This window comes from Nostoc paludosum FACHB-159, assembly GCF_014698835.1.
Taxonomy (GTDB): Bacteria; Cyanobacteriota; Cyanobacteriia; order Cyanobacteriales; family Nostocaceae; genus Nostoc; species Nostoc paludosum.
The window spans coordinates 290,573-304,702 of sequence record NZ_JACJTU010000004.1; the positions used below are offsets into that span (position 1 = coordinate 290,573).

12 protein-coding genes are annotated in these 14,130 nt (G+C 39.8%); 8 read left to right on the top strand and 4 right to left on the bottom strand.

The window, feature by feature from the left end; all coding sequences use genetic code 11:
* Nucleotides 1-94 precede the first annotated feature (94 nt).
* The 6 genes from H6H03_RS06470 (at nucleotide 95) to H6H03_RS06495 (ending at nucleotide 6,735) form a co-directional block, all read left to right on the top strand.
* The gene (locus H6H03_RS06470) at nucleotides 95-1,672 is read left to right on the top strand and encodes an efflux RND transporter periplasmic adaptor subunit (RefSeq protein WP_190954299.1); all 1,578 of its coding nucleotides are present in this window, start codon (nucleotides 95-97) and stop codon (nucleotides 1,670-1,672) included.
* Nucleotides 1,673-1,694: 22 nt separating this feature from the next.
* The gene (locus tag H6H03_RS06475) at nucleotides 1,695-2,975 is read left to right on the top strand and encodes an ABC transporter permease (protein WP_199338842.1); all 1,281 of its coding nucleotides are present in this window, start codon (nucleotides 1,695-1,697) and stop codon (nucleotides 2,973-2,975) included.
* A gap of 56 nt (nucleotides 2,976-3,031) precedes the next feature.
* Nucleotides 3,032-3,703, top strand: a complete 672-nt coding sequence (locus tag H6H03_RS06480) for a VOC family protein (protein WP_190954300.1) — start codon at nucleotides 3,032-3,034, stop codon at nucleotides 3,701-3,703.
* 222 nt (nucleotides 3,704-3,925) lie between these two features.
* On the top strand, nucleotides 3,926-4,597 hold the full coding sequence (locus H6H03_RS06485) for an ABC transporter ATP-binding protein (RefSeq protein WP_277926200.1): 672 nt from the start codon (nucleotides 3,926-3,928) through the stop codon (nucleotides 4,595-4,597).
* Between the two features lie 97 nt (nucleotides 4,598-4,694).
* The gene (locus H6H03_RS06490) at nucleotides 4,695-6,113 is read left to right on the top strand and encodes a TolC family protein (RefSeq protein WP_190954301.1); all 1,419 of its coding nucleotides are present in this window, start codon (nucleotides 4,695-4,697) and stop codon (nucleotides 6,111-6,113) included.
* A gap of 58 nt (nucleotides 6,114-6,171) precedes the next feature.
* Nucleotides 6,172-6,735 (top strand): DUF3124 domain-containing protein, encoded by a 564-nt coding sequence (locus H6H03_RS06495; RefSeq protein ID WP_190954302.1) that lies wholly within the window; start codon nucleotides 6,172-6,174, stop codon nucleotides 6,733-6,735.
* A gap of 315 nt (nucleotides 6,736-7,050) precedes the next feature.
* Here H6H03_RS06495 and H6H03_RS06500 read toward each other — a convergent pair whose 3' ends face one another.
* Nucleotides 7,051-8,604 carry a cation:proton antiporter gene (locus H6H03_RS06500; RefSeq protein ID WP_190954303.1) on the bottom strand — a complete coding sequence of 518 codons (1,554 nt, stop codon included), beginning with the start codon at nucleotides 8,602-8,604 and terminating at the stop codon, nucleotides 7,051-7,053.
* Between the two features lie 351 nt (nucleotides 8,605-8,955).
* On the opposite strand from H6H03_RS06500, the gene H6H03_RS06505 reads away from it, so the two are divergent.
* Both H6H03_RS06505 and H6H03_RS06510 read left to right on the top strand, forming a co-directional pair.
* A complete protein-coding gene (locus tag H6H03_RS06505; RefSeq protein ID WP_313931801.1) occupies nucleotides 8,956-9,183 on the top strand; it encodes an OsmC family protein in 228 nt (75 codons plus the stop codon).
* Nucleotides 9,184-9,764: 581 nt separating this feature from the next.
* A complete protein-coding gene (locus H6H03_RS06510; protein ID WP_190954304.1) occupies nucleotides 9,765-10,451 on the top strand; it encodes a PEP-CTERM sorting domain-containing protein in 687 nt (228 codons plus the stop codon).
* A gap of 192 nt (nucleotides 10,452-10,643) precedes the next feature.
* Here the strand turns inward: H6H03_RS06510 and H6H03_RS06515 are convergent, their stop codons facing one another.
* The 3 genes from H6H03_RS06515 to H6H03_RS06525 are packed head-to-tail and all read right to left on the bottom strand — an operon-like array spanning nucleotide 10,644 to nucleotide 14,116.
* The gene (locus H6H03_RS06515; RefSeq protein ID WP_190954305.1) at nucleotides 10,644-11,600 is read right to left on the bottom strand and encodes a DUF6262 family protein; all 957 of its coding nucleotides are present in this window, start codon (nucleotides 11,598-11,600) and stop codon (nucleotides 10,644-10,646) included.
* A complete protein-coding gene (locus tag H6H03_RS06520) occupies nucleotides 11,590-13,026 on the bottom strand; it encodes a tyrosine-type recombinase/integrase (protein WP_190954306.1) in 1,437 nt (478 codons plus the stop codon). Before H6H03_RS06520 ends, H6H03_RS06515 begins: the two co-directional genes overlap by 11 nt.
* The gene (locus tag H6H03_RS06525) at nucleotides 13,019-14,116 is read right to left on the bottom strand and encodes a tyrosine-type recombinase/integrase (protein ID WP_190954307.1); all 1,098 of its coding nucleotides are present in this window, start codon (nucleotides 14,114-14,116) and stop codon (nucleotides 13,019-13,021) included. Before H6H03_RS06525 ends, H6H03_RS06520 begins: the two co-directional genes overlap by 8 nt.
* Nucleotides 14,117-14,130: the final 14 nt, after the last annotated feature.

Consider the following 14,130-nt stretch of genomic DNA (forward strand, 5'->3'; position numbering starts at 1 on the left):
AAAACTTAAAATAATTGTCAGTATGGAGCTACCAGGCTATAGTTTTAGCCGTGAAGAACAGCTCGGTAGCCGTTCCTTCTAGACTTAAATCAATATGCAATTTAATACACAAGACTCTGTAGATTCGCCAGTTTTGGTTCCAGAGGTCAAGAAAAAAAAAGGTAACAAAAATTGGCTCTCTTGGCTACTCGTCTTTGCCCTGTTCGGTGGTATTGGCTATGCAGTTTATTACCAAGTAACCGTCGTTCCCCGTCAAGAAGCCAGACGCCGCGTCTTAACAAGGCCTGTACAAAGACAGAATTTAATAATCAAAGTTTCAGCAAACGGAGAGGTGAAGCCTGAACGGTCAATCAACCTCAGCCCCAAAAATTCAGGCGTACTCAAAACACTACTGGTGAAGGAAGGAGATCTCGTCAGACAAGGGCAGATTTTAGCTTACATGGATGATTCCAACCTGCGGGGGCAGCTCACTTCTGCTCAAGGACAATTGGCACAAGCCCAAGCGAATCTGCAAAAAGCACAGGCAGGCAATCGTCCCCAAGATATTGCACAAGCACAGGCACAACTCGACGAAGCTGTAGCGAATCTGCAAAAGGTACAAGCAGGCAATCGCTCTCAAGATATTGCCCAGGCACAGGCACGTTTACAAAGCGCTCAAGCAAGTTTGAGTAAAGCTGAAGATGATTTTCGTCGCAATCAAGAACTCTACAATGCACGGGCTATTTCGCTTCAAAGTCTAAATCAAAGCCGTGCCGATCGCGATAGTGCCCAAGCTGCTGTCAATGAAGCACAGCAAGCACTGGGTTTGCAAAAAGCTGGGTCGCGAAAAGAAGACATCGAACAAGCACGCGCTGTGGTCAACCAAAGGCAACAAGCTTTGGCACTCCTCAAAGCCGGAACCCGCCAAGAAGATATTGACGCAGCCCGCGCTCAGGTAACATCTGCTCGTGGTTCGCTGCAAAACATCCAAGCCGAAATCAATGACACAATCATTCGCGCTCCTTTTGATGGCGTGGTGACGAAAAAATATGCTGACCCAGGCGCTTTCGTAACTCCTACAACTGCCAGTAGTGAGATATCTTCTGCTACTTCTTCTTCAATTTTGGCTCTGGCTTCCACCAATGAAGTTGTCGCCAATTTAGCTGAAACCAATATTTCTAAAATTAGCATTGGTCAGAAAGTTACTATTCAGGCGGATGCCTACCCAGGAAAAATCTTTGAAGGTAAAGTCAGACAAATCGCAGCCCAATCTGTAGTGGAACAAAATGTTACCAGTTTTGAAGTCAGAGTATCACTTTCAGACCCTCAAAGGATACTCCGGTCTGGGATGAATGTAGAAGCAGATTTTCAAGTGGGTGAAGTGAAAAATGTCTTGGTGGTGCCAACAGCCTCGGTGGTGCGTCAAGAAAATGGTACAGGTGTGTTTGTTCCAGGTAACAATGGCAGACCTGTGTTTACTCCCATTGAGACGGGCGTGACTGCTAATAACTTTACTGAAGTTAAGTCTGGATTGACAGGAAATGAAAGGGTGCTGCTGAGTTTCCCACCAGGAGCGCGTCCCCAATCAACGCCACGAGGAGGAGTTTTTCCAGGCCTCGGTGGTGGTGGTGGTGGCGGTGGTGGCGGCGGTGGCGGTGGAAGAGGAGGTCGTTCGGGCGGCGGTTCTCCTTAAAGTTAGTTTGAAATACAACCTTATGTTTAAGATATTTAAGGGTTTTTACAAAGCTAAGAATAGCCGTACAGTGCCGCTGTCAGAAATATTGTCAATGGCGGTAGAAACACTGTGGAGTAATAAATTACGCACTGGATTAACTATGTTGGGCGTGGTTATTGGCATTTCCTCAGTGATTGCGATTACTTCTGTTGGTCAAGGAGTGCAAAAGGGAGTCGAACAACAGATCCAAGCATTAGGTACAGATGTGCTGCAAATCTTGGCTGGTGCAGCCAGAAGTGGGAATGTGCGACAAGGAATAGGTTCTAGCAGCACCTTGACGTGGGAAGATGCAAAAGCGATCGCCACACAAGCGCCATCAGTTCAACTTGTTTCTGCCTACCTCCAGCGGACTGCCCAAGTTGTTTATGCAGGACAGAACACTTCAACAACAATTTATGGTACAGATTTAAACTATCCAGAAGTCAGAAATACCCACCCCCAACAGGGAAGATATTTTACTGAACAAGAACTAAATAGCGCCGTCCAAGTTGCCGTTCTTGGCCCTACAGTCCAACGCACACTCTTTGGACAGAGTGGCAATGTTATAGGCCAGAGAATTCGGATTCAGGGAGAAGCTTACGAAGTCATTGGGGTGATGGAACCTAAAGGTTCTCAAGGGCCGATGGATCGAGATGACCAAATTTTCATTCCTCTAACTAGTATGTCGGCAAGACTAGTTGGGAATAATGCTTTGGTCGGGGTTTCTGTAACCGGAATTTTAGTCAAATCTGCTAATCAAGAAGATTTAGAAGCGGCTCAGTTTCAAGTGACTAATTTATTACGTCTGCGGCATAATATTTATCCGCCCCAAGCTGATGATTTTAGACTTACTAACCAAGCTGATATTGTTAGTACCTTCACTAATGTTGTGGGTTTATTTACAGTTATGGTAGTGGCGATCGCCGGAATTTCTTTAGTAGTTGGAGGCATTGGCATTGCCAACATCATGTTAGTTTCCGTAGTCGAACGCACGCGGGAAATCGGTATTCGGAAAGCCGTAGGTGCCACTAATTCAGCAATTCTCAATCAATTTTTAGCTGAAGCGATCGTCATTTCCATTGTTGGCGGATGCATTGGTATGGTAGGTGGTATCGCGATCGCTTATGCAGCTGCAAATATTTTTAAGTTTCCATTCGTAATTTCTTTATTATCAATTATTGCTGGATTTGGGCTTTCGATAACCGTTGGCTTAATTGCTGGAGTTGTTCCGGCACGCAACGCTTCAAAATTAGATCCAATTACTGCTTTACGTAGTGACTAAATAATTCAAACTTGAAAATTTCAAAATTAACAGTTTCTCTAAAAACAGGTGAATATATGCAACTCGAACTAGACCATATCTTTGTATGTGTTGAACCAGAAGCACCACCCGCAGATTTGCTCACTGCTTTTGGACTCACAGAAGGTAATCGTAGAATTCATCAAGGCCAAGGAAGTGCTAACGTTTGCTTCTTCTTTGAGAATGCTTATCTTGAGCTACTTTGGCTATTTAATATTAATGAGGCTCAATCTGCTCTTGTTCGTCCTACAGGTTTGTGGGAACGTTGCCGTTGGCAAGAAACCGAGGCTTGCCCTTTTGGTATTTCATTCCGGTCAACAGCATCAGATTCACGAGAAATTCCATTTCCTACTTGGGATTATTATGCAAAATATTTGCCACCACAAGCTTCTATTCCCATCGCAACTAATAGTGACAATTTATCAGAACCATTGATTTTCATTTCACCTACAACTAAAAAACCTACAGATTATGCGTTAGAACGGCAACTTCCTTTAGTTAATAAAATTGGATTCAAAGAAATTACAGCACTACAAGTCACCTTACCGAGTACTCAAAAGTTTTCTGCTGAAGTTAGAACTTTAATTGACCTTGGATTAGTGCAATTTTCCCAAGGCGATTTTTACCAGCTAGAAATAGAGTTTGATAATGCCAAAGAAGGTAAATCGCAAGATTTTGGTTCGCAATTACCAATTTTGTTTAGATGGTGATTATGGGATAGTTTGTAAGAGTTAAGACTATATTTAATTTGTCAGCCTGACGAATGTTATGGTATCCAATTATAGTAAACACATCCTATCTACTAAGTTTTTTACATAATAAAAATGCAAAATATTTACAAATAAGCTAAAAATTTATATTGAATTATTTGTAATTTATACAATGTTTTTAACTAACAACCACAACTAACTATTTATTAATCAAAAATCAATATGCCAACCATGATTTGGATGGAATCCATTACTAAGACCTACCATTTGGGAGAAATCAATGTTCCCATACTTAAAGGTATTGAACTCTCTATTCAAGAAGGTGAATACGTTTCCATTATGGGTGCGTCAGGTTCGGGTAAATCCACGCTCATGAATATTTTGGGATGTCTGGATCGACCCACAACTGGAGATTATATTTTTGAAGGCAGAAACCTCACAACTTTTGATGATGATGAATTAGCTTATATTCGCAATCAAAGGATAGGTTTTGTTTTCCAACAATTTAATTTATTAGCGCGGGCGACAGCATTAGAAAATGTCATGTTGCCAATGGTTTATGCGAACTTACCCAAACCAAAACGCCGCGAAAGGGCATTAGAAGCTTTGGAAAAAGTAGGGCTAGGCGGACGTATTTCTAACCGTCCTAGTCAACTCTCTGGTGGACAACAACAACGGGTAGCTATTGCTCGTGCTTTAGTTAATCGACCTGCATTAGTTTTGGCAGACGAACCAACAGGCGCTTTAGATACTGAGACTTCTTATGAAGTGATGAATTTATTAACAGAACTTAATCAGCAAGGCATCACAATTGTAATTGTCACTCATGAACCAGATATCGCTGCTCAAACTAAAAGAATTATCCGAGTTCAAGATGGTTTGATTGTGGGTTAAGGCATTGGGCATTGGGCATTGGGCATCAATTATTCTCCATTGTTTCATTCACTAGCACCCAATCTAATTACGAATTACGAATTACGAATTACGAATTATGAATGTGAATTTGATTTTTTGGTGTGTAAATTCTACCTGGGTTCTTTTGGCGTTCGCTATTTTTTTTCCAACTTTCGCAAGTGCAACGACTCCTCCAAAAAGCCAAAATTCTTCAAGTTATTCACAGGTTCCTGAATACCTCAATCCTAATCCCAATCCCCTGCAATTTCCTACTAAGCCGGAGGAAGTTAAGGTTCAACAAACTGTGCCAATCAGTTTGACACAAGCTTTGGAATTAGCTCGACGTAATAATCGAGATTTACAAATAGCCATTTTAGAATTAGAACGCAGTCGTTCAGCTCTGCGGGAATCTCAAGCAGCCTTATTTCCTACTCTTGGAATCAACGGAAATTTAACTAACAGTGGTAATGGTTTTAGGAGCAATTCATCTCAAGCTAGTACTTCTTTTAATGGTTCAGCACAACTGAATTATGATTTGTATACCTCTGGTAATCGCCAAGCTACTATCCGAGCAGCTGAGGAACAATTACGGCTAGATGAATTAGATGTTGAAAGTACGTCTCTGGAAATTCAACTGAATGTTACGACTGAATATTATGATTTGCAACAGGCAGATGAACAAGTACGAATTAATCAGTCTGCTGTGAATAATGCCGAGGCGAGTTTGCGGGATACTCAAGCTAGAGAAAACGCTGGAGTCGGTACGGGGTTTGATGTCCTGCAAGCTCAGGTAAATTTAGCAAATTTTCAACAAGAACTGACTAATGCTATTTCCCAACAGCAAATTGCCCGTCGCCAACTTGCAACGGTGTTAAGTTTAGCCCAATCAGTTAATATCACTGCCTCAGATCCTGTACAAATAGCAGGGCTTTGGCAGCCAACACTGGAAGAAACTATTATCCAAGCTTTTCAAAATCGTCCAGAATTGCAACAGCAATTAGCGCAACGTAATATTTACGAGCAGCAGCGACGACAAGCACTTTCACAACTGGGGCCGCAACTTAGTTTAGCTGGTAGTTACAGTTTGCGCGATCGCTTTAATGATGGTGCTAGTTCTACTGATAGCTATTCAGTGGGACTGCAAGCAAGTTTAAATTTATTTGATGGCGGAGCAGCAAAAGCGCGTGCGGCTCAATCGAAAAGTAATGTAGCGATCGCAGAGACTCAATTTGCAAGGGAACGCGACCAAATCCGCTTTGATGTAGAACAGTACTATTCTCAATTACAATCCAATTTAAATAATGTCCAGACTTCTAGCGTGGCTTTAAATCAAGCTACCCAGGCTTTGGATTTAGCCAGGTTGAGATTCCAAGCTGGTGTCGGAACTCAAACAGAAGTCATTGCTGCGGAAAACGACCTCACAAGAGCGGAGGGAAATCGAGTTACAGCTATCTTAGATTACAATCGCGCTCTAGCTAATTTACAAAGATCCGTCACTTCTAGGACTTCGCGCTAAAGTCTAATCATTGGAGAAAAATTTGTTGCCTTCTACTTAATAGGTGTCAATAGTTTTGATGAAGCTGTATCCCCATGTTTATCTAGCGATCGCTGTTATTTTTCTTGCGTCTTGTCAATCAACAGAAATTCCGCCAGAATCCAAAACCAACACTACTCAAACAAGCACATCTCAAAAGACAGTGACTCTGGATAAAAATTTCCAGATTGCAATGGGTCAAACTATCTATGTCCCTGTGTATTCTCATATTTATCATCACAATCGACAGGAGATTTTTGAGTTAGCAGTTACCCTGAGTATTCGGAATACAGATTTGAATAATTCGATGGTCGTGACTTCTGTGCGTTACTATAACTCAGAGGGTAAATTAGTTAAGCAATATTTAGAGCGCCCAATTCAACTTGATGCTCTAGCTTCCACAGATTTTTTTATTAATAGAAATGACACTAGTGGAGGTTTAGGAGCCAACTTTATTGTTGAGTGGGTAGCGCAAAAAGAAATATCTGAACCGATAGTAGAAGCAGTGATGATTGGTACTGATTTTCAGCAAGGAATTTCTTTTACTAGTAGTGGTAGAGTTATTAAAAGCCAAAATAATGATAAGCGATCGCTCTCAAAATAGCAGAAAATAAACTTCTTTACAGGGCTACGGTGTACACATAAGTCGAAAATAGTAGTCTTTCAAGGAATAATTGACGAGTACATTCTCTGTAGAGACGGCGATTTATCGCGTCTTCTTAACGCGCCAGTTTTTTAGACGCCATAAATCGCGTCTCTACATGAGGGCTTTCTGGGTTATCTCAAGAGTAAAGAGTTTTAAAGTTATTCAGCAGACCCTAAGTAGGATGCATTAGGCTACAGTCTTAACTGAACTGTATTGGTTCACGAGTATCAAAGACTCATGCCCAATGCCCAATGCCCCATGCCCAACAACTAATTAATCATCCTCAAGTTTTAATAATTGTTCATCAATAATTCGTACCCGCCCTTGCACAATTTCTTCTGAAAGAATTCGCTTGCGTAATGCCTCATTGAGCGCTCCTTTTTCTGCCAAAAGTAAACGGCGGCGGATGGCATCGAGTTTACTGAGATCGCCATTTTTGCCTCCTAACTCTTCAGGGCGGCGATTATAAAGTTCTCGCACTGCTTTTTCGGCTTTGGCAATTCGCACCTGATAAGCTGAGCGCATTTCTTCATAGACGGCTTTTGGCAATACTCCTGATTTCAACAGGCTATCTAATTCGTCTTGTGCAGATTTACTCGTCATCAACTCGGCTTGCAATTCTTCAATCTGTTGCTGAACTTGTGAAACTTGAGATAATTCTAAGCGTTTTACTACCCAAGGCAAACTCAAACCTTGCCCCACTAATGACACCAACACACTGCCAAAAACTAAAGCAATGAGGATTTCTCGCCCCGGTAGCGTGGTAGGTAAGCTCAAAGCCAAAGCCATTGAAAGCGAACCTTTAATATTGCCTAAAAACAGTAAGTGTTGCCAGCGCAGGGGAATTGGGCGGTCAAACCAACGAATTCCGAATAGCAAGGGATAGACTGTAAGCAGTCGCCCGACTTGATAAGCTAAAACTGCAAATATAATTGCGGGTAAAGTTCTCCAAAGTATTCCCAGGTCTATTTCTACACCAATTAATAGAAAAATAAAGGTGTTAACGGTAAAACTGGCATATTCCCAGAAACTCAACAATGTGATGCGACTAGAAGCAGAAGTATTGCGAGAAAGTCCTAAATTTCCAAAAATTAATCCAGCTACAACTACAGCCACGGCACCGGATACACCCAAAGATTGCCCTACCTGAAAAGTTCCTAAGGCAACTGCAACTGTTAGCAAAAGGCTGCTGAGGGGATCGTCTAAACGGGCGAACACAGGTATGCTTAAGTAGCCCAAGACTAACCCGACGACACAGCCTCCTAGAGAAATAAATAACAGTTGTTGAATTCCCTCTAGTAAGGTGAGTGAACCTGTAGAATATACCTGCGATATTAGGTTAAAAGAAACTAGAGCAGCGGCATCATTAAATAAAGTTTCTCCTTCCACAATGGTGGAAAGGCGAGAAGGTACTGGTATTTCCTTAAACACGGCAATCATGGAAACTGTATCAGTGTTTGCCAAAATTACCCCGACAAATAAGGCAGGTATCCAACTTAGTCCCAGCCCAAATTTCAAGAGAACGGCAATAATACCACTGGAAAGCACAGCCCCAGGCCCAGCTAACAGGGCAATTGGTTTAAAGGTACTGCGTAGGCGGCTGACATCTGTATTAATACCAGCTTCAAAGATGAGAATTGGTAAGAAAAGATTTAAAACAAGGGTTGGATTTAAACCCAGGGGACGAGACAACAATTCAGTGATTGGTAAACCTGCCAATACTAAACCAGTGACATAAGGAATTCGTAACTGCCGAGATAGCAAAGCTACACCTGTAGCCAGCAGCAAGAGAATAATTGAAATTTTGACTAGTTGAGTTACATCCACTATTACTTTGTGAAAATTTATTTGGACAATACTTATCAATTTTCATCTTAAAGGATGTCCGGCAGTCCTGAAATCTACTTTTAAATTCTCTCTTAGAAGGAGAAAGGCTTTGAATTTTGCGCTTTAGTTGTTAGCGATCGCAATCCTAAAAATTAGATTTCAAGAAACTTTTTTGAAAAAAAATACTTTTAAAACATCCTCGAAAAGGTCAGTTAATAATATTGAATTCTATAGAAAAACCGAAATAGTCTTTTGTTTATATTTCTTGGGAAAAACTGGGAATAATAAACACAGTAATGGCTATATTTATGAGTATTTTCAACAAACTTAACTGGAATATTCTGCGTAAAAATTCTCAAAAAAGCAGGTATTGATGCTTCAACTGCCACGGTTACATGTGCTGTAACCATTGGCAGAGATCCAAACGATGGTGGATATATGTTGGCTGCTAAATTAACTATCGCTCTTCCTAATCAAGACCGAGAGAAATCTGAACAGGTCGTTGCTCAAGCACACAAGCTTTGTCCTTACTCGAAAGCTATTCATGGCAATGTTGATGTAGAGGTGGTGCTAGATTAAATTAGCTCCCAATAATTTTTTGTTGATAAATACATTACCTCGCAAGGAAGTTGCCCTGTAGCGGCTGTCAACGGTTGACATTAGACGAAATGGCTCATATAGCAGGAGGCAGGAGACAGAAGGCAGGAGGTAAAAGTCTTACTATGCCTAGCATTCAAGTTTTTAAAATGTCCTAACCTATGTGACTACCGCTATACGTCATACGTGTAATAGGCAATTGAAACTGGTTCTACCTAAGCCAATGTCTCATGGCTCTTGTAAAAATTTCCTCATCAGCACTTGGCACGGGTCTATAAAGAAATGCCAGCTTATTTAGTGTGAATTACGCTAATAAATAATTAAGCAAAAAGATTTTTTATTCTGTCAAATCATTACCGATTAGCATACTAATTGCAAAATCTTAATAAATAGCAGCATATAGAATAATTATTCTGAAAAATAATATTCTAATTTTAGAAAAACTTTATATGTCAAGAAATAAAATGAAAATTTATTAAAAATTACCTTTGGCTTAGGTAAGTTTTTATAAAACATAATAAATTACTTAAGGATAATTCAAGCTAAAAAATTTAACGAACTAAATGAAGACAAAACGTAAATTGGCATTGGCCGCTGCTATTAGCATAAGCTTTACAGTTGTCGGTAATAAACCAACTAAAGCAGCTGTAATTCAATTTATCCCTCCAACCGATCAAAGCGGTCAAATTTTTACTACCAACTCTAATGATGGTTACAGTGAAGGTCGCGGTTTTGTATTTAAAGCGTTAGCAAACACGACAATAAACTCAGTAGGAATTTTGCAGGACTTAACAAACACAAGTTTGTCTGTTGAAATAGGAGAAACAAAGGAATTAACAGGAAATGTAACAATAGGCCAAAACGTACTAACCACACTTAATAAAACAGTTACAACTAATGGGTTACAGTGGATAGACTTTCCCCTTTCTCCACTCACTTTTTTAAAGGATAAATTCTATCATATTGAATTCTCTTTTCAAGAGGATGCTAACCAGAATTTTTTCTATACTCAGTTAGATAATCCCAATTTTACACAAGGCAACTTTGCCTTTATTAATGGTACACAAGGCGGTGATACAGATAATTTTGTCATACCAGCGATCCGTGTTAACACTACTGAAAATACAGTTACTGTCCCCGAACCAACCTCGATTCTAGGTTCTGCGCTAGCTTTAGTAGTACTTGGTGCAATGAAGCTTAAATATCAACAGCGATCGTTGCTGACTAAGAAAATGCCTGCTTTAAAATGAAAGTGAAAATCAAGGCAGACACCTCAATATCTATTTTCTATACTATGAGAAAGAACATTTGAAATTAATAGTATAAAGACAGCGATACAAAAAGCGCGATCGCGCAACAGTTGCACTACACCTTAGAGCCATTATCTCGTTCACAACGTTCCCAACACATACCAGATAAGGATTCTACGTTGTTTATGTTTTTCACAATGATGACTTAAGCTTCTCTAAGGGGTACTCAGTTAGCATCACCTCAAAGGGAAGTGATACACCGTCTGGAGTGTAAACATACATCTGAGCGTCATCTCCAAGAGTGCTGGCTATAACTAATCTCTGTTTATATGCCAGGTCAAACCACTCCTTGAATATGTCCCGTGTAAGCTTATCTTGAGGGAGATGCTTTTCATTAGGTTTCCAACCGTTCTTGATTGCTTTGTTCAGCCAGCCTCCTGGTCTTTCAATAACTCCAAGATTCATTGCTTCTTTGAGAGCTGCTATGGCACTAAGAACAAGTTCTTCGCTTGCAGACTTAATCGTTTTGGTCAAAGTTGTATTGAGGTCAATTCCAATTTTATTAAGTTCTGATTTAATATTGTTGCTAATGGTTAAACTCTTTTGTTTTTTTGAGTCTAAAAAAGCCACCTTCGCATCCTCAGAGGAAGTGGAATTGATTTGCAGTTTAGCACAAGGACGGTATTTATCCAAATGCTCTTTTAAGGAGTCAATTTCGGTTTGAAGTCTAGCATTTTCTGCCTGAAAAACTTCTACCTGTTGCTCGGCAGCTCTCATACTGTGCATTCGTCCATATACCATCTCAACTTGGTCGCGCAATCCTCGATTTTCAGCTCTGAGTTTATTAACTTCCTGCTTAAGATTGTAGATAATGACAGCTTTTGAATTGTCTGTTGCAGGCTGTAGTTTAGTGGGTTGAGCAACAATTCGTTCCTGCTGATTACGGAGGTGTTCAATCTTCTCTCTAAGTTCATTATACTTGTAGAGGTAAGTAACTGATACACCAGCTTCAAGAGCAACAGAAGGAAAGTTAATACGCTTACCCTGCTTTATCAGTCGATTAATAGCTTCATCAGTTCTACGCCAAGCATCTTGACGCTTACGTTCAGCTGCATCCTTAAGGGCTTCTATCTTTTTGTTATTTCCCACTTTCTGACTCCAAAGAACTAATAATTTTCTCTAGATTCCGCTTCACTTTTTCATTCATTTCTAGTTGGCGTTCCCAACCGTTAGCTTTAGCTTTTTCAATAATTTTATTAGTGTTCTCTAATTCCTGTTTGTGAACCACTAAGAATTCCTTTGTTGTCCGAAAGTGTCCACAAGTCAAGCAGGCATTAGCGTGTGGACAATCATCTAAAGTTTTTGGAAGTCCACAATATCCATTAGCTAATGCTTGTGCTTGAATATTTTTCTTAAACCACTGCATGTCACCAGTGTCCAGTTCTGGACGTTTTGAGATGACAACTTCACCTGTAATATTGACAACCTTGCCGCCATAATACTCATCTATTGCTTGTTTAATAGTTTCATCGTGGATATGGGCATAGCGTTCAGTCATTCTAAAAGATTCATGTCCAAAAAAACGCTTAATAATGTGAATTGGCACTCCATTATTAATCATATTTGTGCCAACGGTATGACGAAATCTGTGTACCCTTTCTAAAGGAAAAATATTTCCTGATGCATCGCAAATATTTTTTTCCAGAGCTAATTTTTTCAGATAGCGACGCAATGTAAGATAGCTCATGGGTTTAAGTGCAGGTATAAATATCTCGCTTCCTTTTTTTCTAGCACAGAATAAGTAAGGAAATTTCGGGTCAAGTTCTTCTGTTATATATGACTGCTGTTGTTGAATTACTTCTGCTATTTCTGTTGAAATAGGTATGTTGTGTTCTTTCTTCAACTTGAATTGGAAATACGTAAACCACCAACCACCTTTTGTATCTTGAGCTATACAATCAAACCTCAATTGGCACAGTTCAGAAACTCGTATCCCTGTTGATTGAAGAAGTATAACCATACGAGCAACTTGTTTTGGCAAAGTATTTAGATGCTCATTCAATTGGTCAAGTACTTCTTTAGGAATATATTTTGGTACATATTTTGGTATACTTGGATAATCTTCTTTATGTATTAAAATTTCATTATTTATTCCCAGCCATTTTTCTCTCTGGCATATTTCCAGGAAGGAATTAAGAAGGCTAATTCTAGTGTTTCTAGTACCTGTATTTGGGTAGATTTCTGCCAAATAACCTAAGAAATTAACTATAAATTGACGCTCAATTTGGTTAGCTTGTAGACTTGTATAACGCTCATTAATAAATGCAGAAAGTAGATTAACTACAGTCATTGTATGACTAACAGTTCCAAAACTAAGCACTGTTAAAGCATATTTAGCATAAGCTTTGGCAATTGACTTTAGCCAAAGTTGCTGAATCTTTTTGAAGCTAATTTTATATTCATATGCTCCAATTCGTGGCGTTACACCAAAAACCCTAACATCCCAAGTATCCTTTAAATACTCTTGCTCTTGAATAGTCAATTCCTGATGTCGTTCAATTCTTTGTTTATTCACCGGATTCTTCTTTTCGTTGCAAATATTTCTCGTACTCGGCTCGCATATCATCGCCTGTTAGATGAACATAAGTGTTTATAGTTGTCTGCACATTAGCATGACCTAATCTCCTCTGGACGTATGCCATATTCCAGCCTGCTCTAATCAGTTCTGTTGCATGGGTATGACGCAGTAAATGAGGGTTAACGTTTATTTTTGTCTTCTTACGCAGCCGCCGAAACAAACTGTCTACTGCTGCATAAGTCATAGGAGAACCACGTTGACCCTCCCAGATGTTGACAAATACATAATCACAGTCAATATCGTCTGGATACTCTTCAATCAGATACTCTGAATAAAGAGACATTAAATCTTGAAGAGTATGAATCACTCGCTCTGTACCTGATTTACTTCTGGCATGATTGGAGTTATCGTTTCTAGGTACAACATGAATCTCACTTTTTCCCATTGATTGAATATCTTCATGTCGCAATCCCAACGCCTCTCCTATTCTTACCCCCGTTTCATAAAGTAAACAAATCAAAAATTTGTCTCGTATGCGAATACAAGCTTCTATTAACTGCTTTACTTGCTCCCTAGATAAAGTTCCAGGGAAAGCCTTGGGTTCTTTTAATTTAAGTAGTTTCTGCTTAACAGGCTTACTTTTATTAATGTGGTGAAGAAGTGATTGATATTTCCGTTTTGGCTGATATTTGTAGTCGTAAGTATCAACTCTTTCAGTAGCCCCTATTTGCTCTTGAAACTCATAGAAACTATACACAGCAGCCATGATTGTGTTTATTGTTCGCTCTGTTCGTTTAGCTTGCTGCTGTTGCAGGGAAACAACCCTTGGATCTGGACTCCTGAGCCACTGGATAAATTCCGCCCGTTTTTCCAATGATAAGTCTTTCCAAGAGAGTCTAGAATCTCTCAGAAACTCCCAAAATAACTTTAGATGATATGCATAGCTTTGAATAGTATTAGGCGACTTCTGTAGGTTTTCTATGTAGCTTAAATATTTTTGAATCGGCTCTACTGGTAACAAATCGTCGCCCAATACCATCCAAGTTACCCTGCCATCTCCAGGCAAGCGCACCCGTTGAACTCTCACTTTTCACCTACTTC

What these genes read in the sequence shown, in the direction of transcription:
- H6H03_RS06485 (WP_277926200.1), top strand. Translation starts at nt 3,926, where the DNA reads ATGCCAACCATGATTTGGATGGAATCCATTACTAAGACCTACCATTTG.
- H6H03_RS06480 (WP_190954300.1), top strand. Translation starts at nt 3,032, where the DNA reads ATGCAACTCGAACTAGACCATATCTTTGTATGTGTTGAACCAGAAGCA.
- H6H03_RS06495 (WP_190954302.1), top strand. Translation starts at nt 6,172, where the DNA reads ATGAAGCTGTATCCCCATGTTTATCTAGCGATCGCTGTTATTTTTCTT.
- H6H03_RS06470 (WP_190954299.1), top strand. Translation starts at nt 95, where the DNA reads ATGCAATTTAATACACAAGACTCTGTAGATTCGCCAGTTTTGGTTCCA.
- H6H03_RS06490 (WP_190954301.1), top strand. Translation starts at nt 4,695, where the DNA reads ATGAATGTGAATTTGATTTTTTGGTGTGTAAATTCTACCTGGGTTCTT.
- H6H03_RS06475 (WP_199338842.1), top strand. Translation starts at nt 1,695, where the DNA reads ATGTTTAAGATATTTAAGGGTTTTTACAAAGCTAAGAATAGCCGTACA.
- H6H03_RS06510 (WP_190954304.1), top strand. Translation starts at nt 9,765, where the DNA reads ATGAAGACAAAACGTAAATTGGCATTGGCCGCTGCTATTAGCATAAGC.